We start from the raw sequence: 22,870 nt of genomic DNA, 5'->3' as shown, positions 1-22,870 counted from the left end.
TGGCCCCTGTGCAATACAGGACCCAGCCCTTAAATCTACCAGATCAATGAACCGTCCAACTTTACGGGGTCAGTTCACTCCGGCGGGGTTTTTCTTTGGTGAATGCTCTTGAAGCTCAGGCCCTTCCGTAGAGCGGCACCAGCGTTCCGCTCATTGCCCGGTTGGTGGGCGAGGCGAGATAGGCGATGGCCTCGGCCGCCGCTTCGAGGCTGACCCATTTGGTGAAATCGGCATCCGGCATATCGGCGCGGTTGGCCGGCGTGTCGAGCGTCGAGGGGGCCACGGCATTGACCAGGATGCCGTTGGCCTTGAGCTCTTCCGCCATTGCCACTGTCATGGCGGCCACCGCCGCCTTGCTGGCGGTGTAGGCGACCATCCCGGCGCCGCGCCTGGGGTCGAGCCCGGCGCGCGCGGTGACATTGACGATGCGGCCGGCAGAGCCCGACGCCAGCATCGAGCGGATAGCCGCGCGGCTGCACAGGAAGGCGGTGCGGGCGTTGGTATCCATCATCTCGGCAAAGGACGCCGATTCGATCTTTTCCACCGGCGCCATGGCAAAGCCGCCCGCCAGATGGATCGATCCCCACAAGGCAGGAACCAGAGAATAGAAGGCTTCGACCTTGGCGGAGTCCGACAGGTCGACATTGTGCGCCAGTTTGACATTATCGTGCGTGGTGAAGGGAAAGTGTGAAGGTGCCGCGGCGTGCGCGTTCGGCACATGGCAGATCGCGCCCTGCTCCAGCAGTCTGCCGACCACCGCCCCACCGAGCGCGCCGGTTCCACCGGTCACAACGATATGCCTGCCTTCAAGTGTTTCCGTCATCCTGGACCGTTCCTGTCATTTTTATGACTTTTGTCGTTGATTTGCCGCGCCGACGCGAAGCGTCGCGCCTTTCAGTCGATCACTCAACCGATATCTCGACATGGCAGCCGTCACGTCTTTGCATGCGTCAGGACGCCGTCGAATAGCGAAGCCGCCCGGAAGCGGCTCATGTCTTGCAAAAACCAAGCCGGCGAATGGTCCGCTTCCGGACGAAGGACCAAGGCTGACCTGGATGGTTCAAACGACCGTGATTTCGATGACACGCGGCAGCCCTGTTGCCCGGGCGTGCTTCAGCGCCTGTGGCAGGGCGCCGATGTCGGCCAGCCTTTCGGCGCCAATGCCATAGGCTTCGGCCAGCTTGCAGAAATCCGGCGGCGCCGGCGACACGCCGACAGGTTCCACGCCGACATCGAGCATCGAGGTCTCGATCTCGCGATAGCCCCTGTTGTTCCAGACGACGAAGATTACGGGCGCCTCGGAATCCAGCGCTACGGCTATCTCCGGCAAGGTGAACTGGAAGCCGCCGTCGCCGGTCAGGCAGACAACCGGTGCATCGGGCATGGCGAGTGCCGCGCCGATCGCCGCCGGAGGACCATAGCCCAGCGCGCCGAAGCCGGTCGCCGCATTGAACCAGCCGCCAGCCCGGTCGTGGTCGTAGTAGAGGTTGGCGGCGTAAATCGGCTGGGTCGAGTCGCCGACGATGATGGCGCCGGGCAAGGCATCGCGGATCATTTCCACGGCACGCACCTGCGCCGCATAGGCCGGGCTCAACTCGGCAAAGGCGGCCTTTCGCCCCGCCGCGGCGCGGCCATGGCCGTCTTCTCCGGCGCTGTAGCCAGGATCGATCGCCGCAAGCAGGGCCTCGATCGCGTCGGCGCAATCGGCCTGGATGGCGACCGTCACCGGGCGCCGCGCAAGCTGGTCGGCGCCGATGTCGATACGGATCAGGTTCGAAGGCAGCACGAAGCCGCCGTCGCCATAGCCGTCATAGTCGGTCGGGCCGAATTCGGTGCCGGCGGCGATCACCAGATCGGCCTCGGCCATCAGCGCGCGGACCGCCTTCAGGCTCGGACTTGCCGGTACGCAGAGCGGATGGCGGTGCAGCAAACCGCGCGCATTGGTCGTCTCGACGACCGGCGCGTCCAGCCTTTCGGCGAGGCTCCGCAGCGGGGCTTCCGCCTTTCTGGCGCCGCCACCGGCAAGGATCAACGGACGGCGCGCTACCTTGATTAGCTTTGCCGCCTCGGCAATTGCCCTGGCTTCCGGAGCAGGCGGGGCGGCATTGCTCAGCGCAGCCGCAAGACCGTCGGCGGGCTTCACCATGACGTCGGTCGGAATTTCGATGTGCACCGGTCCTGGACGCGCGGACGAAAACAACGCGAAGGCTCGGGCGAGCGCGCCCGGCAGTTCTGCAGCCTCGGTGATGCGCTCCGACGACAGCGCCACCTTCTCCATCATGCCGCGCTGATCGGGCAATTCATGCAGGAAGCCGAGCCCCTTGCCGAGCGTATCGGTGGCATTGACGCCGGAAATCACCAGCATCGGCACCGAATCGGCGCGCGCCTGGCCCATGGCGGTGATGGTGTTGGTCAGCCCCGGCCCGGTGATGACGAAGGCGACGCCCGGCCTGCCGCTGGCGCGGGCATAGCCATCGGCCATGAAGCCGGCGCCCTGTTCGTGGCGCGGCGTGACATGGCGGATCTTCGACCTCGCCAGGCCGCGATAGAGCTCGACCGTGTGGACGCCGGGGATGCCGAAGACGGTGTCGACGCCATGGGCCTCGAGTAGCGAAATCAACGCTTCGCCGATGGTGGTCATTGGTTTTCTCCCCTCTGTCTCTTTGTTGCTTACGCAATTCCCAAGGGAAAGCGCAACGCGCTATTCCCGGGAAAACCGCTTCTCATTTTTCCTGGAATTGCTCCAGCGGCGCGAGGCCGAGCTCGGCCTCGACAGCCTTGATGCCAATCGCCGCCAGTTCGCCGGGCGAGAACATCTCGCCGGCCAGGCAGCCTTCGATCCAGAGCCCGTCGATGATCGCATTGATCGCGATGGCATGGTGGCGCAGCTCGTTTGCGTCCGGCTTGTGCTGCTCGGCGGCGAGCACTTCGGCCACAACCGCTTCCACCTCGTTGCGAAAGCCAAGGTAGCCTTCGCGGTGGGCACGGGCCAGGGCAGGATCCGCACTGGCGCGGCCGATGAAGGTTGCCCAGAGCGAAAAAACCCGCGCGTCGATGATCGGCGCGTTGAGATTGGCGGTGACGAAGGCCGCGAGGCGTTGGCGCGGCGAGGCATCATCCATGACCAATGCCGCCTTCGCCTGCTCGGTCATGCGGCCGACTAGCGCCGTATAGGCTTCCTGCAGCAATTCTTCCTTGCCCGGGAAATAGTGCCGGATCAGCCCGGCGGTGACGCCGGCACGCAATGCTATGGTGCGCAGGCTAGCGCCTTGCAGGCCATGTTCCGCCACACTGTCCAGAGTCGCTTCGATCAGATCCTGCCGCCGCCGCTCCTCGCCCTCGCGACGGAACTTACGGCGCGCATTCATTGGCGCAGGATCGGTCGCGTCAGACATGTCGGCCCGCCTTCGCAGGCGATGCAGAGCGCATCCGCCTCGAAGATTTCGACCGTGCAGCCGGCGGCTTCCATGGCGGCCTTGGTCCTGGGAAAGCCCGCGACGGCAATGACGTTGAGCGGGCTGGTCGGCAACACGTTCAAGCTGAGGCCGTTGGAAGCCGCGAATTCTTCGGCGTCGCCTTCGACCAGCCGGATGCCGCGCGCCTTCAGCGTCTGATAGAACGGCGCCGGTAAAAGCGGCGAATAGACCAGCGCCAGGTCGTCGGCCAGCGGGCTGATCACAGACATCAGATGCAGGCACGCCTCTTCGCCCTGCCACAGCGGCAGATCAAAGCCGTAGACGGAGATGCCCAGCGGCGTCAGCAGATTGGAGACCTGCTGGATGCCGTCCTGGTTGGAGCGGACACCGCGCCCGATCGCCAGCGTGCGGGCATCCACCCATACACAGTCACCACCTTCGACCTGGCCGGGAGCCTCGACGCGGCCAAGGATCGGAATGCCCAGTCTTCTGTAGGTTTCCTCATGCAGCGAAGGCTCGCTGGCGCGCAACGGCTTACCCATGGACAGGATCAGCGCGCCGCGGTCGGTCATCAGCGAGGGGTCGTGCGTGAACACCGAATCCGAAAGTCCGTCGGCCTTGTCCTCGATCCATTCGATCTCGGCGCCGGAAGCGGCAACCAGTTCAGCAAGGACCGCGTGCTGCGAGGCTGCTTTCGCCGGGTTGAATCCCGAGCCATAGTGCCAGGCGGCCCGGTCGGCGTCACGCATGGCGTTGGCCGCCGACCGCATCAGCACGCGCCGCAGCGGCGCCGCCATGGACTGTGATCCGAAAGCGCTCATCGATGCCCTTTTTAAGCTGAAAAAAATCCAGAAAATTTCATGAGAGGTTATTTATACACTTGCACAACAAGCCCGCAAGTGCCGTAATGAGCGGGATTGACGGGCTCGCTCTGCTGGGTCCATGCTTGAAGTCTGGAGCGGGCAGTACAGCGTATGTTGATTAGCCGGATAGACGTTCGACGACCTGCCGACGGCCATATGGGGGTCATTTGGTGAGCGCTGTGGCAGCTGCCAAGGTCCCATCCGGCGGGGCGCGGGACGGCGCCGCAGAAGCCATCCATGTCGAGAACCTGCACAAGAAATTCGGTCAGCTGCATGTGTTGAAGGGCGTGTCGCTGTCGGCGCGTGACGGCGAGGTCATCGCCATCATCGGCGGCTCGGGCTCGGGCAAATCGACGCTGCTGCGCTGCATCAACTGCCTGGAAAACCCGACCAGCGGCATCATCCGGGTCAATGGCGAGGAGATCAAGCTCAAGGCGGACAGCCACGGCCACACCATTCCGGCCGATCGCAGGCAGATCGAACGCATCCGCTCCAAGCTCGGCATGGTGTTCCAGAACTTCAATCTGTGGAGCCACATGACGCTGATCGAAAACGTCATCGAGGTTCCCGTGCACGTGCTGGGCGTCAAGCGCGACCAGGCGATCGCCCAGGCCGAAAAGCTGCTGGCGCGCGTCGGGCTTGCCGAGAAACGCGATGTCTATCCGGCCTATCTCTCCGGTGGCCAGCAGCAGCGCGCCGCGATCGCTCGCGCCTTGGCCATCAATCCACGCGTCATGCTGTTCGACGAACCGACCTCGGCCCTCGATCCCGAACTGGTCGGCGAAGTGCTGAAGGTGATCGGCGATCTGGCACGCGAAGGCCGCACCATGGTGCTGGTCACCCACGAAATGAAATTCGCCCGCGAGGTCGCGACCCACGTCGTCTACCTCTACAACGGGCTGGTCGAGGAGGAAGGCCCGCCGGAGGAGATCTTCGGCGCGCCCAAATCCGAAAGGCTCAAGCAGTTCATCCGCAACATCGGCTAGGGAACGGCCGGGACGGAAGAAAAACGGGAACCAACAACAAACTGGGAGTTCTGAAAATGAAGACTGTTCTGAAGACATTCGCCGCGGCGCTGCTGCTCGGCGTCGCCGCCATGGGCGTGGCCAAGGCCGATCCGGTCAAGATCGGTGTCGCCGCCGAACCCTACGCGCCGTTCACCTCGCCAGATGCTTCGGGCAAATGGGTCGGCTGGGAGATCGACTTCATCGACGCCGTGTGCGCCGAGGAAAAGCTCGACTGCGTCATCACCCCTGTCGCCTGGGACGGCATCATCCCGGCGCTGACGACCAAGAAGATCGACCTTATCGTCTCGTCGATGTCGATCACCAACGAACGCAAGAAGACCATCGACTTCTCCGACAAGTACTACAACACGCCGACCGCGATCATCGGCCCGAAGGACCAGAAGTTCGGCGCCACGCCTGACGATCTCAAGGGCAAGGTGCTCGGCGTCCAGGTATCGACCGTGCATGCCGTCTACGCCAAGAAGCATTTTGGCAGCACAGCTTCCGAAATCAAGGAATACCAGACGCAGGACGAAGCCAACAACGACCTCGCCGCCGGCCGTCTCGACGCGGTGCAGGCCGATTCCATCGCGCTCAAGGAGTTCCTCAAGACCGACCAGGGCAAGGCCTGCTGCGATCTCAAGGGCATGGTGGCCCCTGACGACGAAGTGCTCGGACCGGGCGTCGGCGCCGGCGTGCGCAAGGAAGACACCGATCTGAAAGAGAAGATCAACGCCGGCATCAAGGCGATCCGCGCCAACGGCAAATATGACGAGATCTCGAAGAAATACTTCGATTTCGACATTTATGGCGGCGCCCCGCAGTCGAACTGACGACCCTCGCATGGGCTGGAGGACAGGGCGCTGACGCCCCCCTCCTCCAGCCAGCCTGTCCACGCATGCTTGCCGCCGGCCGCTTGTGCCGGCGGATCGAGCCAGCAATCCGGGGGCGACGCTGATCGAATCCTTTCTCCCGGCCTCCGCGGCCGGCATCGTCGAACTTCTCTCGCCGGCGCCCGTCGGCTGGGGCGGGACGCTTTTGCTCGGGCTCTTGCATTCGCTCGAGATCGCCGTCGGCGCCACCATAGTCGGTTTGCTGATTGGAACCTGGGGTGCCTATGGCAAGCTTTACGGCGGGCCCGTGGTGCGCGACCTCTTCGCGGTCTACACCACGGTGGTGCGCGCCGTGCCGGAACTGGTGCTGATCCTGCTGCTCTACTATGCAGGCACCGACCTGATAAACCAGGTGCTGGCCGCGATGGGTTACCAGCGTGTCGACATAAGCGGGCTGGTGGCCGGCATTGCCGTGCTCGGCTTCGTCCAGGGCGCCTATTCGACGGAAGTCATCCGCGGCGCGATCCTCGCCATTCCGCAGGGCCAGATCGAAGCCGCCCGCGCCTTCGGCATGTCTCCCGGCCTTCTGTTGCGGCGTATCACTCTGCCGGCGATGCTGCCTTTCGCCATTCCGGGTCTCGCCAATCTGTGGCTGATCGCCACCAAGGACACCGCGCTGCTGGCCGTCGTCGGCTTCTTCGAACTGACGCTGGCGACACGACAGGCGGCAGGCGTCACCAAGGCCTATCTGGTTTTCTTCCTCGCCGCCGGCGTGCTCTATCTCTGCGTGACGCTGGTTTCGAACTTCCTGCTTGGCCGAGCCGAGAAATGGGCGCGGCGCGGCATGCCTTCCATCAAGGAGGCACGCTGATGACCAGCGAAACAGCCGTCATCGACACGGCGGCGCGCGCTTCGCTCTGGCTGCAGCCACATCGCATCGTGCTGATCCTCATCGCGCTGGGGCTGGTGGCGTCGGCCGCCTACTTCATGCGCTGGGACTGGCTGCCGCAATATTGGGAAATGGGCCTGATGGGCATCTGGCGTGCCCTGTGGATCCTGGCCGTCACCTGCGCGCTCGGCTTCACGATCGCCGTGCCGGTCGGGCTGGCGCAGGCGGCCGGCTCGATATGGGTCGCGGCGCCGGCGAAAGTCTTCTGCACCATCATCCGCGGCACGCCGCTGCTGCTGCAGCTATGGCTGCTCTATTACGGTCTGGGTTCGCTGTTCCCGCAATATCCGTGGATTCGCGAATCGTGGATGTGGTCCTATCTCAGGCAGGCGTGGCCATACGGCGTACTGGCGCTGACCTTGTCCTTCGCCGGTTACGAGGGCGAAGTGATGCGCGGCGCCTTCGCCGGCGTGCCCAAGGGGCAGTTGGAAGCCGCCCGCGCCTTCGGCATGAGCCGCTGGAAGATCTTCCGCCGCATCTGGCTGCCGCAGGCCTTCTACCGGGCGCTGCCGACACTGACCGGCGAGACCGTGCTGCAGCTGAAATCGACGCCGCTGGTGGCGACCATCAGCGTCATCGACATCTTCGCCGTCTCGTCCAAGGTGCGGCAGGACACCTACCTCACCTACGAGCCCTTGCTGCTCCTGGCGTTGATCTATATGGCGATCACCGGCATTCTGGTCTTCGCCTTCAGCCGGATCGAGGCGCGGATCCCGGTCAAGATCGGGTAAGTTCAGTGAGCAGTGAGTAGCGAGTGGTGACCGGCTGGCCAGCCCTTTCACTACTCGCTACTCACTGCTCACTAACGACCACACACTGAAGGCATGCACAATGCAACTCACTCTCGACCAGGCAACAGGACTGTGCCGGATGGCGGCACTTGGCGCAGGCGCCAATGAGGAAGCGGCGCAATCGCTCACCGCCTCGATCATCGCGGCCGAGGCGGAGGGACTTGCCACCGTCGGGCTGTCGCATTTCATCGATTACCTCGAAGCGCTCGAGGCCGGGCGCATCGACGGCAATGCCGATCCGGTGATTACGCGGCCGGCGCTGGCCATCTATCTCTCGGATGCACGCGGCGGGCTGGCGCATACCGGCTTCGACCGCACCATCGACGACCTTGCCAAGGCGGCAAAACTGTTCGGCGTCGCCATCTTCTCGCAGAGGAACGCCTATACGTGCGGGGCGCTCGGCTACTTCACCGGCCGGCTGGCCGCGCAGGGGCTGGTGTCCTTCGCCGCCACCAACGGTCCGGCCGTCCTGGCCGGTTCGGGCTCAGTCAAGCCGGTCTATTGCACCAATCCGATGTCGTTCGCCGCGCCCGCCGCCGATGGCCCGCCGCTGGTCATCGACCAGTCGTCGAGCGCGACCGCCTTCGTCAACATCCGCAAGGCCGCGGAAGACGGCAAGAAAATCCCCGAAGGCTGGGCGCTGGACGCGAGCGGCAATTCGACAACCGACCCGGCCGCCGCCATGAAGGGCGCCATGCTTGCCTTTGGCGGCCAGCGCGGCGCCAACATCGCGCTGATGGTCGAAGTGCTGGCGGCCGGCCTGTCGGGCGCCAACTGGTCGCTCGACGCGCCGTGGTTCAGCGGCGGTCCCGACAGTCCGGGAACCGGCCTGTTCGTGCTCGCGGTCGAGCCCAAGCTGCTCGATCCGGATTTCGAGCAGCGTATGAAAGACCAGCTCGACCGGCTGCGCCGGCGCTATGGCGTGCATGTGCCCGGCCGCGCCCGGGCCGAAGCGGTCGAGAAGGCGCAGGCGCGCGGCATCACCGCGCCCAAGGCGGTGATCCAGCGCATCTCCGAATTCGCCGAGCGCTATTCGGCCTGAAGAGCTGAAGATTGACGAAATTTTCCGCGCGTCGGTGAACCTTCCCGCGCGTCCCGACGACCAATGGCTGTCCGGGTCGGGTTTGCCCGGTCGGTGTCTTCTGTCGGATGCGTTCAGGGCTGGGGCGGGCGTACTTGCTTCACGCCATGCTGATACCGTCTCAGGTCAGGCCGCCTCATCGGACCCTGGTTTCGACATGAACTTCACCCGGAAAACCCCGCTTCGGCGGGGTTTTCTGCGTTTGTCGTTCATGACACCAAACAATGATGAAAGCGCCATGCGCTTTTCGTGAAAAACCGCTTCACACTTTTCCTGGAATTGCTCAAAAAACAAGGATGAGGCGACGACGCGTCACCCTTTGCCTTTGGCGCAAAACGGACTATGAAACGGCTCAGCCAAGCCATCTGCAACGCGCGCCGGAGCCCACCATGACCGAAATCCTGCAGACCCCAAAGCTCGTCGTCGTCTTTGGCGGGTCAGGCTTTGTCGGCCGTCATGTCGTGCGGGCGCTTGCCAAGCGCGGCTATCGCATCCGGGTCGCCTGCCGGCGGCCCGATCTTGCCGGCCATTTGCAGCCGCTCGGCAATGTCGGTCAGATCCAGCCGGTGCAGGCCAATGTGCGCGTACGCTGGTCGGTCGACCGCGCCGTGCAGGGCGCCGACCACGTCGTCAATCTCGTCGCCGTGCTGCATGAGAGCGGCAGGCAGAAATTCTCCGCCGTGCACGAATTCGGTGCTCGCGCCATCGCCGAGGCCGCGCGCGCGGTCGGTGCCGGCCTCACCCATATTTCGGCGCTCGGCGCCGATCTGGACTCCAAATCGGATTATGCGCGCACCAAGGCGCTGGGCGAGAAGGCCGTTCTGGAGACGATCGCGGACGCCGTCATTTTCCGGCCATCGATCAATTTCGGGCCGGAGGACGCGTTCTTCAACCGCTTCGCCAACATGGCGCGTTATTCGCCGGTGCTGCCGCTGATCGGCGGCGGCCAGACCAAGTTCCAGCCGGTCTATGTCGGCGACGTTGCTGAAGCTGTTGCGCGTTCGGTCGACGATAAGGTCGATGGCGGCCAGGTCTACGAGCTTGGCGGCCCCAACGTGCTCAGCTTCAAGGAGTGCATGCAGGAAATGCTCACCGTGGTCGAGCGCAAGCGCCTGCTGGTGCCGGTGCCGTGGTGGGTGGCCAACATCCAGGCCTCGATCCTCGGCCTGCTGCCCAACCCGATGCTGACCAAGGACCAGGTGATGCTGCTGCGTGAGCACAACATCGTTTCGGACGAAGCCGCCAAGGCCAACCGGACACTGGCGGGGCTCGGCATTCAGCCGCAATCGATCGCGACGATCCTGCCCAGCTACCTCTGGCGCTTCCGCGCCGCCGGCCAGTTCCAGCAGCGCAAGCCCGCGGTGTGAGCGGGCGCAACAGCCGCAAGGCGTGCTGAGATTCAGGTCAGGCCGAGTCGAGAACGGTGGCTTCCGAGAACCGGAGCGGAGCGTACTTAAAGTACGTGAGCACAGTTCTACTGCGACGCAGTAGAACGGGGAAGCACAGGAAGCCGTCGTTCGCAGGCCGGCATCACGTGAATATCGGCATGCCTAGCGAGGCGTGATCCGCATAGGCAGACCGCCTTGCGGCTGCGTGGTCAATTTCTGCACCGGCCAGGGTTTTGTTTCAGCGGTCGCATCGAAGCGGAAGCGTGACAAAAGGATGGCGAGCGCGATGATCGCCTCCTGCATGGCGAAGCTGGCGCCAATGCAAACACGCGGACCCGCGCCGAAGGGCAGATACTGGAAACGGTCGATCTTTTCACGGTTTCCCGGGTGGAAGCGTTCGGGCAGGAAGGCGTCGGGCCGATCCCACAGCTTCCTGTGGCGGTGGACGACCCACGGCATCACCAGCACGGCCGCGTGTTTGGGGATATAGAGATCCTTCCACATTTCCGGCACGATCGGCTCGCGATTGATCGACGGCGCCGGCGGGTAGAGCCGAAGCGCCTCGTCGAAGGCGGCGCGTGTCAGCGGCATGGCGTCGAGCCACTTCGTCGGATCGGGCTCGCGCGCCAGCACCTGGTCGATCTCCTGTTCGACGCGGTCGCGCTCCCAGGGCGATTCGGCCAGGCAATAAAGTGTCCAGCCGAGCGCGCGCGCCGTGGTCTCGTGGCCGGCGCCGATGAAGGTGATGATGTTGTCCTCGACTTCCGGGCGCGTCAGTCCGTCGGGGCCTTCGGCCTCGAGCAGCAGCGTCAGGAAATCCTGGGGCACGGCGTCGGGGTGGCGCCTGAACTTCTCTTCGCGCATCTTGACCGTGTCGGTCACGATCTTGCGGAAATAGGCCATCGTCTTGCGGCCGCGGATGCGGGTCAGCCGCGGCAGCCAGTCGGGCGCGCGCAACAGGTCGAGCGGATCGACGCGGCCCATGGTCTCGAACAGGCGGTCGATCTCGTTTTCGAAACTGCCCGGCTCGCCTGCGATCTCGCCGGAAAACAGCGTCTCGGCCAGGATGTCGTAGGTGAGCAGCGTCATGTCATGGGCGATATCGGACGTGCCGCCCGCCTCGTAACGGGTCACGAACTCCAGCGTCCGCTTCAGCATTGGCTGTGCGAAGCCGAAAATGTGGCGCGGCGTGAACACCGGCGCCATCGCCTTGCGCGACCGCTTCCACACCTCGCCCTCGGCGGTCAGCAGGCCATCACGCAGGATCGGCCGCAGGATCTTCTGGCGCACCGTCGCCATCTTGTAGTTCTTGGCGTTGTCGACCAGCACATGGCGAATTAGGCCGGGATCATTGGCGATGACCAGCGGTCCGCCGGCCCCCTTGGCCGAAATCCAGGGTTCGTTGTAGGTGGGCTCGCCCCAGAGTTCGAGCGGATTGCGATAGACGATGCGGATCATCTCCAGCGTCGAAGGCGGCGATGTGCGCGGCTTCGGAGCGGGAGGAACAAAGGGGGCGGGCTGAGTATCCATGAAGTGCTCCGCTATTCCCATCAATGTAGTGGCTGGCACAGCGGGCGTCCATGTGGCCGAACGGCAGGGCGGACCATGGCGGAAGGAACGCCAGGGCATGCAGTCCGTTCATCCGATCGTGACCGTTCCGTCAGGGCTCCGACCTTGTCCGCTGGAACGCTCTGCCGTAGTGACAGTCACCAACGGATACCGCCCGACAAAGGAGCCTGTCTTGAAGCAGCAGTTGAACATCATCATCGGCAGCACACGGCCCGGCCGCGCCGGCCCGGTTTTTGCCGAGTGGCTGGAGACGTTCGTGCGCGAGCATGGAAAATTCGAGCCGGTGCTGACCGACATCGCCGCGTTCGGCCTGCCGGTTCTGGACGAGCCGCACCATCCAAGGTTCGGCAACTATCAGAACGACCACACCAAGGCCTGGTCGAAGGCGGTCGACGCCGCAGACGCCTTTGTCTTCGTGGCGCCGGAATACAATTATTTCGTGGCGCCCGCGATCGTCAACGCGATCGACTATCTCGCCCGCGAATGGAAATACAAGCCCGCCGCCATCTTCAGCTATGGCGGTGTCTCCGGCGGCCTGCGCGCGGCGCAGGCGCTGAAGCCGCTGCTGACCTCGGTCGGGATCATGCCGATTCCGGAAGGCGTCGCGCTGCCGTTGTACCAGAAACTGCTCGACGAGAATGGCGCCTTCGATGCCAGCGAGCAAGTGCGGGGCGGGACCAAGACCATGCTGGACGAACTGTTGCGCTGGAGCGAGGCGTTGAAGCCAATGCGCGCAGCCTGAAAGAGCCGCTCTCAACCCGGCTTGCTCGCGCCGGCGGTGCTTTCCCAGGCGCTCGACATGACGCTGGAACTTGACCGGAGCGGGCGGGCTGTCGCTGCGGCTAAAGTTGGTGATCAAGTCTCTCAGGGACCGCGTGGCCCAAGGCGAATAGAGCGCGGCGAGAGCCCTATGTGGACAGCCGGCTCAATCTCCCGGGAAATGCCTGCAAACCTTGGAAAAACCGCCTTTAGCGCCTATATCTAATCGATATCAGAAGCGCGATTCGGGGCCGATTTTTCGCGCTATAATAGCGGCATCTAGACAACAGGTTTTCATGAGCGACCAGACCGAGAATGCCAACGGCGCTGAAGCCGAATACGGCGCCGATTCCATCAAGGTTTTGAAGGGGTTGGATGCTGTCCGCAAGCGGCCGGGCATGTATATCGGCGACACCGATGACGGCTCGGGCCTGCATCATATGGTCTACGAGGTGGTCGACAACGCCATCGATGAGGCGCTGGCGGGCCATGCCGACCTGGTTTCGGTGACGCTCAATCCCGATGGCTCGGTGACGGTTATCGACAATGGCCGTGGCATTCCGACCGACATTCACCCCAGCGAGGGCATATCGGCGGCCGAAGTGATCATGACGCAGTTGCACGCAGGCGGAAAGTTCGACCAGAACTCCTACAAGGTGTCTGGCGGTCTGCATGGCGTCGGCGTCTCGGTGGTCAACGCGCTGTCGGCCTGGTTGAAGCTCAAGATCCGCCGCAACGGCCAGATCTTCGAAATGGGCTTTACCCACGGCGATGCCGACGCGCCGCTGAAGGCGACCGGCAGCTATGAGCAGGACAAGCGCCCGGGCACCAATGAGGGTCGCAGCGGCAGCGAGATCACCTTCTTTCCATCCGCCGAGACCTTTACCATGGTGGAGTTCGACTTCGGCACGCTGGAGCACCGGCTGCGCGAACTCGCCTTCCTGAACTCCGGCGTGCGCATCGTGCTGACGGATGCCCGTCATGCCGACGTCGTGAGGCATGAACTGCATTATGACGGGGGCCTGGAAGAGTTCGTCAAATATCTGGACCGCGTCAAGAAACCGCTGATCGACAAGCCGATCGCCATCAGGGCCGAACGCGACGGCATCACCGTCGAAGTGGCGATGTGGTGGAACGACAGCTACCACGAGAATGTGCTGGCTTTCACCAACAACATCCCGCAGCGCGATGGCGGCACCCATCTGGCTGGTTTTCGCGGCGCGCTGACCCGCCAGATCACCGGCTACGGCGAATCCTCGGGCCTGACCAAGAAGGAAAAGGTCTCGCTGATCGGCGACGATTGCCGCGAGGGCCTGACAGCGGTGCTGTCGGTCAAGGTTCCCGATCCGAAATTCTCGTCGCAGACCAAGGACAAGCTGGTCTCGTCGGAAGTCCGTCCCGTGGTCGAAGGGCTGGTCAACGAAGCGCTCGGCACGTGGCTCGAAGAGCATCCGACCGAGGGCAAGGTGGTCGTCGACAAGGTGATCCAGGCCGCTGCGGCGCGCGAGGCCGCGCGCAAGGCACGCGACATCACCCGCAAGACCTCGCTCGGCGTCACCTCGTTGCCCGGCAAGCTGGCCGACTGCCAGGAACGTGACCCGGCGAAGTCCGAAATCTTCATCGTCGAGGGTGACTCGGCCGGTGGCTCCGCCAAGGGCGGCCGTTCGCGCCAGAACCAGGCGATCCTTCCGCTGCGCGGCAAGATCCTCAATGTCGAGCGGGCCCGCTTCGACCGCATGCTCAGTTCCGACATGATCGGCACACTGATCACCGCGCTCGGCACCTCGATCGGCAAGGACGAATTCAACGCCGACAAGCTGCGTTACCACAAGATCATCCTGATGACCGACGCCGACGTCGACGGTGCCCATATCAGGACCTTGCTGCTCACCTTCTTCTTCCGGCAGATGCCGGAGCTGATCGAGCGCGGCCATCTCTACATCGCCCAGCCGCCGCTCTATAAGGTGACACGCGGCAAGAGCTCGCAATACATCAAGAATGAGAGCGCCTTCGAGGAATTCCTGATCGATTCAGGGTTGGAGGAAGCGTCGCTTACGCTTGGCTCAGGGGAGGTGCGGACCGGACAGGATCTGCACGGCGCCGTTGCCGATGCGCTTGCCGTGCGCCAGCTCATCAACGGCTTGCACACGCGCTACAACCGCGACGTCGTCGAGCAGGCGGCGATCGCCGGCGGCCTCAATCCCGATGTCTTCGCCGATCTTGGCCGCGCCAACGCGATGGCCGAGCGGATCGCGCAACGCCTCGACATCATCGCCGAGGACACCGAGCGCGGCTGGACCGGCCGCATGTCGACCTCGAACGAGGGTATCGGCGGCTATGTCTTCGAACGCACCGTGCGCAGCGTCAAGGAATACGCCCATCTCGACATGGCGCTGATCAATTCCGCCGACGCACGCCAGCTCGACCGCTACGCACAGCGCCTCAGCGAGGTCTATGGGACGCCGCCGGTGCTGCGCCGCAAGGATGTGTCCGAAACCGTCTCGGGGCCGCTGGCGCTGCTTAACGCGGTCTTTGCGACCGGGCGCAAGGGACTGACCATGCAACGCTACAAGGGGCTCGGCGAGATGAATGCCGAGCAGCTCTGGGAGACCACGCTCGACCCGAATGTGCGTTCGCTGCTGCAGGTCAAGGTCAATGACGCGACCGATGCCGACAGCTTGTTCTCGCGCCTGATGGGGGACGAGGTGGAACCACGGCGCGAATTCATCCAGGACAACGCGCTATCGGTCGCCAATCTGGATATTTGACCGACCACCATAATTGGCGCGCCGAGGCAATTCCAGGAAAGTGCGGAACGGTTTTCCGGGCAGGCGGCGCGACGGCGACCAACGGTTGAAGGCAGCATCACGCCAGAACCATAGAGCCCGGCATCGACCGGGCTCTGTCTATTCGGGGATCAAGATCGGCCGGATCAGTGGTCCATCGCCTTGACGATTTCCTCGGTCATCTTCTTGGCATCGCCGAGCAGCATCATGGTGCCGTCCTTGTAGAACAGCGTGTTGTCGATGCCGGCATAGCCGGAACCGAGCGAGCGCTTGACGAACAGGCAGGTGCGCGCCTTGTCGACGTCGAGGATCGGCATGCCGTAGATGGGTGAGGACTTGTCGTCGCGGGCCGAGGGGTTGGTGACGTCGTTGGCGCCGATGACATAAGCGACGTCGGCCTGGGCAAACTCCGAGTTGATATCCTCAAGCTCGAACACTTCGTCGTAAGGCACGTTGGCTTCGGCGAGCAACACGTTCATATGGCCGGGCATGCGGCCGGCGACCGGGTGGATGGCGTATTTGACGTCGACGCCATTGGCCTTGAGCTTGTCGGCCATTTCGCGCAACGCGTGCTGCGCCTGGGCGACCGCCATGCCGTAACCCGGCACGATGATGACCTTCTGCGCGTTCATCATCAGGTAGGCGGCGTCGTCGGCCGAACCCTGCTTGACGGTGCGTTCGATGCCATCATCGGCTGCCGCCGCCGTTTCGCCGCCGAAACCGCCGAGGATGACCGAGATGAAGCTTCGGTTCATGCCCTTGCACATGATGTAGGACAGGATCGCGCCCGACGAGCCGACCAGCGCGCCGGTGATGATCAGCGCCAGGTTGCCGAGCGTGAAGCCGAGTGCGGCCGCTGCCCAGCCCGAGTAAGAATTCAGCATCGAGACGACGACCGGCATGTCGGCGCCGCCGATCGGGATGATCAGGAGCACGCCGAGCACCAGCGAGGCGGCGACGATCAGCCAGAACACCAGCTTGGCCTCGGTGGTGACCAAAAGCACGATCAGCACGATCAGGGCGATGCCCAGCGCCGCGTTGATGAAATGGCGGCCGCCGATCATGATCGGCTTGCCCGACATGCGGCCGTCGAGCTTCAGGAAGGCGATGACCGAGCCGGTGAAGGTGATGGCGCCGATGGCGACGCCAAGGCTCATCTCGATCAGGGCCTGGGCATGGATGTCGCCGGCCGTGCCGATGCCGAAGCTTTCGGGCGCGTAGATGGCGGCGGCCGCCACCATGACGGCGGCGAGGCCGACCAGGCTGTGGAACGCGGCGACCAGTTGCGGCATCGAGGTCATGGCGATGCGGCGCGCGGTGACGGCGCCGACGCCGCCGCCAATGGCGAGGCCAAGCACGATCAGGCCGAAGCGGCCAGCGGACGGGGTTGCCAGCGCCAGCGTGGTGGCAATGGCGATGCCCATGCCGATCATGCCGTAGAGATTGCCCTGGCGGCTGGTCGTCGGGTGCGACAGGCCGCGCAGCGCCATGATGAACAGGACGCCGGACACCAGATAGAGGAAGGACGCGAAGTTGGCGTTCATGGCGCTCTACTTGTCCTTCTTCTTGTACATGGCCAGCATGCGCTGGGTGACGAGGAAGCCGCCGAAGATGTTGACCGAGACCAGCATCAGCGCGACGAAGCCGAAGCCGGCGGCGACGCCGGAAGCCGCGATGCCGACGGCGAGCAGCGCGCCGACGACGATAACCGAGGAAATGGCGTTGGTGACCGCCATAAGCGGCGTGTGCAGTGCGGGGGTCACCGACCAGACGACGTAGTAGCCGACGAAGATCGCCAGAATGAAGATGGCGAAACGGAAGACGAAGGGGTCGATGGCACCGCCTGACAGCGCGTGCGCGGCGTTACCGGCGGCCTCAGTGCCCGGGGCATTGGCCAGGTTCTGAACCGCGAGCCTGACGGCGGCACTCGCCTGGTCGAGCTGGTCCAGGGCTTTCCGCAAGGTCTGGTCCATCACGCGGTCCCTTTCGGCTTCGGCGAGGGTGACTTGGATGCGGCGGTCTTCCTGGGCGCGGACTTCTTCGGCGCAGCCGAAGCATCGGTGACCATGGTCGTGGCCGGGATCGCGGGCGGCTCGATATAAGGCTGCTGGTCGGCCTTGGCGAAGGCCGGATGAACGACCTTGCCGCCGTCGGTCAGCATCGTCGCCTTGACCAGGTCGTCATCACGGTTGATGGCCAGCGTCTTGGTGGTCTTGTCGACCAGCGTCTCAAGGAAGGCGAACAGGTTCCGGGCATAGAGCAGCGAGGCCGATGCCGCGATGCGGCCTGGCACGTTGAGATGGCCGACGATCTTCACATTGTTGGCGGTGGTGACGATCTTGCCGGCCTCGGCGCCCTCGACATTGCCGCCGCGCTCGACGGCGAGGTCGACGATCACCGAGCCCGGCTTCATCGAGGCGACCATGGCCGCCGAGACGAGCTTCGGCGCCGGCCGGCCGGGGATCAGTGCCGTGGTGATGACGATGTCCTGCTTGGCGATGTGCTCGGCGGTGAGCGCGGCCTGCTTGGCCTGATACTCCTTCGACATTTCCTTGGCGTAGCCCCCGGCGGTCTCGGCGGCCTTGAACTCCTCGTCCTCGACGGCGAGGAACTTCGCGCCAAGCGAGGCGACCTGTTCCTTGGCGGCGGGGCGAACGTCGGTGGCGGTGACCACCGCGCCGAGGCGGCGCGCAGTGGCGATCGCCTGCAGGCCGGCGACGCCGACACCCATGATGAAGACCTTCGCCGCCGGCACCGTGCCCGCCGCCGTCATCATCATCGGCAGCGCCCGGTCATATTCGGCGGCTCCGTCGATCACCGCCTGGTAGCCAGCAAGATTGGCCTGGCTGGACAGCACGTCCATCGACTGGGCGCGGGTGATGCGCGGCATGAACTCCATCGAGAATGCGGTGACGCCGGCTTTGGCAAGGGCAGCGACTTCAGCATCGTTGCCGTAGGGGTCCATGATGGCGATCACCGCAGCGCCGGCTTTGTAATTCTTCAGCTCGGCATCCGTCGGCCGGCGGACCTTCAGCACGACATCGGCCTTGCCGGCATTCGAGGCCTTGCCGATGGCAGCGCCTGCCTTGGCAAACTCCTCGTCGGGGATACGCGAGCGGGTGCCGGCACCGGCTTCGACGATCACGTCGAAACCCAGGCCCGCCAGCCGTTTCACCGTATCGGGCGATGCCGCGACACGCGGCTCGTTCGCGTCGAGCTCACGAGAGATGAAAACCGTCTGTCCCACCGCATAATCCTTTCGGCTGGAACCTGTCTGCGCGAAGGTGTCGACCGGGATATCCGGCTACGTCAACCGCAAGAGGGCTTTGGAAGGTCTATCGCAGAATGAAGGCGCCGACGGCCATGATCAGAACGAACAGGATCAGCGCAGAGAAGAAGCCGCCCGCGAAGAAGCCGAAAGCCATCGCCAGAAGGAGCGCGCCGCAGAAGAGCGAACCGTATTTGGCCAGCGCCAGGAAGCCCGCATAGGTGCGGTCATGCTCGGCATAGTCCATCTTCGCGCCCAGTTCTACAGGACCGCTCGGCGTGTGCTCAGCCATAGGAATACCCCTTCGAAGACATCTTTCAGGCACATAGCGAAAAGCCGGGCGGAGAGCAATGGCGCTATTGCCGCATCGCAGCCGACAACTGCCTCAAGGGAAAATTGAAACTGGGGCCGATCCGGGCAATCCACGGTTTTGCGGCACGCTTGCCCGGCAATCTCAGGTGGCCAGATGCGGGAACAAGCCCAGCAGTCCAACGACAATCAGATAGAGCGCGACGATGTAGTTCAACAGCCGCGGCATGATGAGGATCAACACACCGGCGATCAACGAGATGAGCGGCGTGAGGGCGAGCGAGTGGATGGTCATGACCGTATTCCTTCCCACGAACAATGCGACATGAGCCCGGGGCGAAACGCCCGTTGGGCAGAATTGCGGCGATACTCGATGGCGATGCCGCTACTCATAACGGCGAATCCGCGGGAAAGGTTCATGATGCCAGGAAGGCACCCGTTCAGGCAGCGTCGCGATAGTATTTCGCCGTCGGTACGATGGACAGCGGCGTCAGCCGGTTGATGGCCGGATTGGCGAACATCATCCGCTGCTCCACCGCCGTCGACTTAAAGAACGGGAACCGTTCGAGTGTCTGGCGCAAGTTTTCGCCGCAGGGGATTTCGAACAGAGCGATCGGCGCAAGAACACCCGGGAACACCTTGCCCTCTGTCCTCTGAATGGCATGGAAGATGCGAGCATAGTAAGCGGAATGCTCGATCTTGATCGGCGTAAGCACTGCCGTGAGGTTAAAGTAACTTGCGGCCACCATGCCTAGTCTGAGCGTCAGAAAAGGCAGGACTCCGGGCGCGGGCGCACTGTCGGCATCGGTTGCGAAGCGAGTCCCGTCGATGAACGTCTCTCCGCGGGCAAGCCGCTCGGCCAATATTTCCGGATAGGCGTCGACGGACGGCGAATGAGGGTGCTCTCGGGAAAGGTAGTGGAGCCGTAGTGTGCTGACCAGGTGTCCATCGAAGTAGACGCCGAACCGATAGGAATTCGGCAGATTGTCCCAGCGATCCTCGAACATCCCGCTGGCGATCGGGCCGCACATGCCCGATTGCAGGTAGGATTGATAGCGAAGGCGGTAGATCGCCTCCAGATCCTCGCCTCCAGTGATGAGACGATAGTCGACATGCTCCAGCAATTGCATGATCGAATGGTTCAGCGCCGACCCAGCATTTGCGCCGGCGCCAGCTCGCGCATCGTTTCTCGCAGCATCCATTCTCAAGTCCTCGTATCCGCCTCTGAACAGGCTATTCGAGTTGAAATGAGACACAAGCCGAAAATTCGACCCTGCCGATTTACCACTTGTTAACCTTAACAACCGGAGATTCTGGCGGCAGAGTGGTGCTAGCTAAAGGAGCAGTTTTGGCGTCCATATCCAAGTCCGCGTGAAAGCTACTGAGCGCTTTGCTTGGATTTGTTCCAAGTCGCTACCAAATGTGCTCAAATATGCTGGTTCGTACGAGCCCGCCGCACGATCCAAGCAACGCACATTATTGACTCCGATGGGCGGGAATTTGCGGCGAAAGCTAGCCGGCTGTGCGCTTGGTGACGAGACGCAGATCCGCGGCAAATGGCCAGGTGACGTTCGACATCGTCTCGATACCCGACGCGCTGAGCGCTGCGCCGAACAGGAAGCCTTGGACAAGATCCGGCTTCACCGACTGCATGAGGATCTTGAGCTGCTCGAACGTCTCCACGCCTTCGATGGTGACGGTGAGTCCAAGGATGCGGGTCAGGTCGACGACGCCCTTCAACAGCTCGAGCGAACGCGGATTCTGGGTGACGTCGATCACGAACGACCGGTCGATCTTGATCTTGTCGAGAGGCAGCTTGTGGAGATAGCTCAGGCTTGAATAGCCGGTGCCGAAATCGTCGAGGGCGATGCGAACGCCAAGCTGCTTCAGCTCCTCGATATATTGGCGCGTCAAGGATTTGTCGTCGAGCAACGCGGTTTCGGTGACTTCGATCTCGAGGCGGTCGGCGGCGAGGCCGGAGTTCGCCAACGCATCGCGGACCTTCTGGATGACGTCGCGGTTGCGGAAATCCCTGGCCGAAAGGTTGACCGAGACGCTGGTCTGGTCAGGCCATTTGGCGCATTCGGTGCAAGCCGCATGGAGCACGAAGGTGCTGATCTCGGAGATGATTCCCATCTCCTCGGCCAGCGGAATGAAGATGCCGGGCGAGATCGGCCCAATATCGGGATGGTCCCAGCGGCAAAGCGCCTCGCAGCTGGCGATGCGCATGGTGTTCATCGCCACGATCGGCTGGTAGACGACCCGCAGGCCCTTGCTTTCCACGGCGCTGCGCAGATCCGCCTTCATCAGCTGGCGGTTGCGGAACGCGGCGTCCATCGCCGCCTCGAACAGCCGCCAACCGTTCTTGCCGAGCTCCTTGGCCTTGTAGAGTGCCAGGTCCGCCTTGACGATCATGCCGTCGACATCGCTTTCGCCGACCTTGGACAGCACCGCGCCGGCGCTGGCCTGGATCCGCAACCCATGGCCCGCGACGTCGACCTCTCCCTGCAGCTCGGCGAAAATCCCGTCGAGCAGGCTCGCCAGGTGGCTGTCGTCATCGATGCGATCGAAGAACAGCATGAACTCGTCGCCGCCGAAGCGGCTGACGGTAAGGCCTTGCCCGGCGATGGCCGCCAGCCGCTCGGCCACGGCGTAGATCAGGCCGTCGCCGACAGGATGACCGAGCGTGTCGTTGACACTCTTGAAATCGTCGAGGTCGATCACCGCGAGGCCGCACAGGCGATCGCGGTCGCCGGAGACCATCAGCTCGCCCACCAGTTCGTGAAAATAGGCGCGGTTGGGAAGGCCGGTGAGATTGTCGTAGCGCGCCATGAACCGGATCTTTTCCTCCGCTTCGACGCGCGCCGTGACATCCTCGAAGGTGATCACGCCGAGTTCCAGGCTGCCTTCGCGCGCGGAGAATTCGTAATGTTGACCGTTGGCGAGCGAGACAAGCACCTTGCGGTCCCTGCCCTCGCGCAGGGCGCGCGTCAGCTGCGCCTCGACGTAGCGGCAGTCCTTCGACGCCAGCATGCCGCCGGCGACGCCGCGCATCAGAAGGCCGTGGATGGAGCGCCCGAGCAGCGCGTCGGCCGATTTCAGCGACATCAGGTGAGCGGCCTCGGCGTTGGCGACCGCGACGCGCCCGTCAGGGCCGAGCATGACTAGGCCGTGCGACATGGTGTTGAGCGCGCGGTCGAACCTGCGCGTTATGCTTTTCGCCTGCTGGTGGCCGATGACCGCGGAAAACAGCACATTGCGAACATGGTCGGCGCTATTGATGGTAATGAACGTCATCGGGAAGATCATCAGACCGAGGACGACAGACGGCGCATCCTGACGCAGCAGGAGCGCAAGTGCCATCGGACCGATGAAGGTTACCGAAAAAATCCGCACCATGCGCGGAGAACCGTAGTTGCGGGCGACAACCGTGACCAGGGTTGCCAACGTCAGCGACATCGCCGCCAGTTCGGCGAATGGGTCGGGATACACATAGATCGACACGAAGCACAGCGCACCCAAACCGAGGCCCTGTAAGCAGCCCTTGAAGATGTAGCTGCGCTCCAATCGGTGTGCGTGTTCGACATCGGCAATCACGCCGCCCGTCTTCAGGAAGCTGCGGATACCGAAATAGCGGAGAAGGCTGATCGGCAGTAGAATAAATGAAAAGGCCAGAAACAACGGATTTTGCGTGCGCAGATAAATCATGAACCCGAGGATCCAGTAGCACGCGCCACCAATCACCAACATGTGCGCGTTGTCGAACAACGACCGCACAAATTGGATATAAACATCCGCGGGGATGCTTTCGGTCTTTGTTTTGCCCATATGGTCGGCCCAACGCTAGGCCT

At 63.5% G+C, this 22,870-nt stretch carries 20 protein-coding genes; 8 read left to right on the top strand and 12 right to left on the bottom strand.

Annotated elements, in window-relative coordinates; all coding sequences use genetic code 11:
* Positions 1-115: 115 nt before the first annotated feature.
* From LB543_RS10195 to LB543_RS10180, 4 genes are all read right to left on the bottom strand, one after another.
* A complete protein-coding gene (locus tag LB543_RS10195; protein ID WP_140762773.1) occupies positions 116-823 on the bottom strand; it encodes an SDR family NAD(P)-dependent oxidoreductase in 708 nt (235 codons plus the stop codon).
* A gap of 237 nt (positions 824-1,060) precedes the next feature.
* Positions 1,061-2,641, bottom strand: a complete 1,581-nt coding sequence (locus tag LB543_RS10190; protein WP_224613961.1) for a 5-guanidino-2-oxopentanoate decarboxylase — start codon at positions 2,639-2,641, stop codon at positions 1,061-1,063.
* 82 nt (positions 2,642-2,723) lie between these two features.
* Positions 2,724-3,395 carry a TetR family transcriptional regulator C-terminal domain-containing protein gene (locus LB543_RS10185; protein WP_224590759.1) on the bottom strand — a complete coding sequence of 224 codons (672 nt, stop codon included), beginning with the start codon at positions 3,393-3,395 and terminating at the stop codon, positions 2,724-2,726.
* Positions 3,365-4,237, bottom strand: coding sequence for a dimethylarginine dimethylaminohydrolase family protein (locus LB543_RS10180; protein ID WP_224590761.1), 873 nt, complete (start codon positions 4,235-4,237; stop codon positions 3,365-3,367). The genes LB543_RS10185 and LB543_RS10180 overlap by 31 nt, the downstream gene beginning before the upstream one ends.
* 212 nt (positions 4,238-4,449) lie before the next feature.
* Between LB543_RS10180 and LB543_RS10175 the strand changes: the two genes are divergently transcribed.
* The 6 genes from LB543_RS10175 to LB543_RS10150 all read left to right on the top strand — a co-directional run bounded on the left by LB543_RS10175 (position 4,450) and on the right by LB543_RS10150 (position 10,307).
* Positions 4,450-5,265 carry an ABC transporter ATP-binding protein gene (locus LB543_RS10175; RefSeq protein ID WP_318012961.1) on the top strand — a complete coding sequence of 272 codons (816 nt, stop codon included), beginning with the start codon at positions 4,450-4,452 and terminating at the stop codon, positions 5,263-5,265.
* Between the two features lie 56 nt (positions 5,266-5,321).
* The gene (locus LB543_RS10170) at positions 5,322-6,119 is read left to right on the top strand and encodes a transporter substrate-binding domain-containing protein (protein ID WP_224590763.1); all 798 of its coding nucleotides are present in this window, start codon (positions 5,322-5,324) and stop codon (positions 6,117-6,119) included.
* A 205-nt stretch (positions 6,120-6,324) separates the two neighbouring features.
* Positions 6,325-6,990, top strand: a complete 666-nt coding sequence (locus LB543_RS10165; RefSeq protein ID WP_140506889.1) for an ABC transporter permease — start codon at positions 6,325-6,327, stop codon at positions 6,988-6,990.
* Positions 6,990-7,799 carry an ABC transporter permease gene (locus LB543_RS10160; RefSeq protein WP_224613960.1) on the top strand — a complete coding sequence of 270 codons (810 nt, stop codon included), beginning with the start codon at positions 6,990-6,992 and terminating at the stop codon, positions 7,797-7,799. Before LB543_RS10165 ends, LB543_RS10160 begins: the two co-directional genes overlap by 1 nt.
* A 100-nt stretch (positions 7,800-7,899) precedes the next feature.
* Positions 7,900-8,901 (top strand): Ldh family oxidoreductase, encoded by a 1,002-nt coding sequence (locus LB543_RS10155; RefSeq protein WP_224613958.1) that lies wholly within the window; start codon positions 7,900-7,902, stop codon positions 8,899-8,901.
* A gap of 428 nt (positions 8,902-9,329) precedes the next feature.
* Positions 9,330-10,307: a complex I NDUFA9 subunit family protein gene (locus LB543_RS10150; RefSeq protein ID WP_140762797.1), complete on the top strand. Its 978-nt coding sequence runs from the start codon at positions 9,330-9,332 to the stop codon at positions 10,305-10,307.
* Positions 10,308-10,490: 183 nt separating this feature from the next.
* On the opposite strand, the gene LB543_RS10145 is transcribed toward LB543_RS10150, so the two are convergent.
* Positions 10,491-11,858, bottom strand: a complete 1,368-nt coding sequence (locus LB543_RS10145) for a cytochrome P450 (RefSeq protein ID WP_140812031.1) — start codon at positions 11,856-11,858, stop codon at positions 10,491-10,493.
* A 211-nt stretch (positions 11,859-12,069) separates the two neighbouring features.
* Between LB543_RS10145 and LB543_RS10140 the strand changes: the two genes are divergently transcribed.
* Positions 12,070-12,639 carry an NADPH-dependent FMN reductase gene (locus LB543_RS10140; protein ID WP_224613957.1) on the top strand — a complete coding sequence of 190 codons (570 nt, stop codon included), beginning with the start codon at positions 12,070-12,072 and terminating at the stop codon, positions 12,637-12,639.
* 313 nt (positions 12,640-12,952) lie between these two features.
* Positions 12,953-15,424, top strand: coding sequence for a DNA topoisomerase (ATP-hydrolyzing) subunit B (gyrB, locus tag LB543_RS10135; protein ID WP_224613955.1), 2,472 nt, complete (start codon positions 12,953-12,955; stop codon positions 15,422-15,424).
* A gap of 164 nt (positions 15,425-15,588) precedes the next feature.
* Here gyrB and LB543_RS10130 read toward each other — a convergent pair whose 3' ends face one another.
* The 7 genes from LB543_RS10130 to LB543_RS10100 form a co-directional block, all read right to left on the bottom strand.
* On the bottom strand, positions 15,589-16,986 hold the full coding sequence (locus LB543_RS10130) for an NAD(P)(+) transhydrogenase (Re/Si-specific) subunit beta (protein WP_224590771.1): 1,398 nt from the start codon (positions 16,984-16,986) through the stop codon (positions 15,589-15,591).
* Positions 16,987-16,992: 6 nt separating this feature from the next.
* Complete coding sequence (locus tag LB543_RS10125) at positions 16,993-17,415, bottom strand: NAD(P) transhydrogenase subunit alpha (protein ID WP_263498648.1); 423 nt, start codon at positions 17,413-17,415, stop codon at positions 16,993-16,995.
* Positions 17,415-18,689 (bottom strand): Re/Si-specific NAD(P)(+) transhydrogenase subunit alpha, encoded by a 1,275-nt coding sequence (locus tag LB543_RS10120; protein ID WP_224613951.1) that lies wholly within the window; start codon positions 18,687-18,689, stop codon positions 17,415-17,417. The genes LB543_RS10125 and LB543_RS10120 overlap by 1 nt, the downstream gene beginning before the upstream one ends.
* Before the next feature lie 88 nt (positions 18,690-18,777).
* Positions 18,778-19,002: an aa3-type cytochrome c oxidase subunit IV gene (locus LB543_RS10115; RefSeq protein ID WP_140812025.1), complete on the bottom strand. Its 225-nt coding sequence runs from the start codon at positions 19,000-19,002 to the stop codon at positions 18,778-18,780.
* Between the two features lie 162 nt (positions 19,003-19,164).
* Positions 19,165-19,314, bottom strand: coding sequence for a DUF3096 domain-containing protein (locus tag LB543_RS10110; protein WP_224613949.1), 150 nt, complete (start codon positions 19,312-19,314; stop codon positions 19,165-19,167).
* Positions 19,315-19,459: 145 nt separating this feature from the next.
* Positions 19,460-20,149, bottom strand: coding sequence for an N-acyl amino acid synthase FeeM domain-containing protein (locus LB543_RS10105; protein WP_224590776.1), 690 nt, complete (start codon positions 20,147-20,149; stop codon positions 19,460-19,462).
* A gap of 382 nt (positions 20,150-20,531) precedes the next feature.
* Positions 20,532-22,847, bottom strand: coding sequence for a putative bifunctional diguanylate cyclase/phosphodiesterase (locus tag LB543_RS10100; protein WP_224590778.1), 2,316 nt, complete (start codon positions 22,845-22,847; stop codon positions 20,532-20,534).
* Between the last annotated feature and the right edge of the window lie 23 nt (positions 22,848-22,870).

This window comes from Mesorhizobium sp. ESP7-2, assembly GCF_020164715.1.
In the GTDB taxonomy this organism is placed as follows: Bacteria; Pseudomonadota; Alphaproteobacteria; order Rhizobiales; family Rhizobiaceae; genus Mesorhizobium.
Note: the sequence above shows the minus strand (reverse complement) of the source record. Positions and strands in the feature narration are given on the sequence as shown.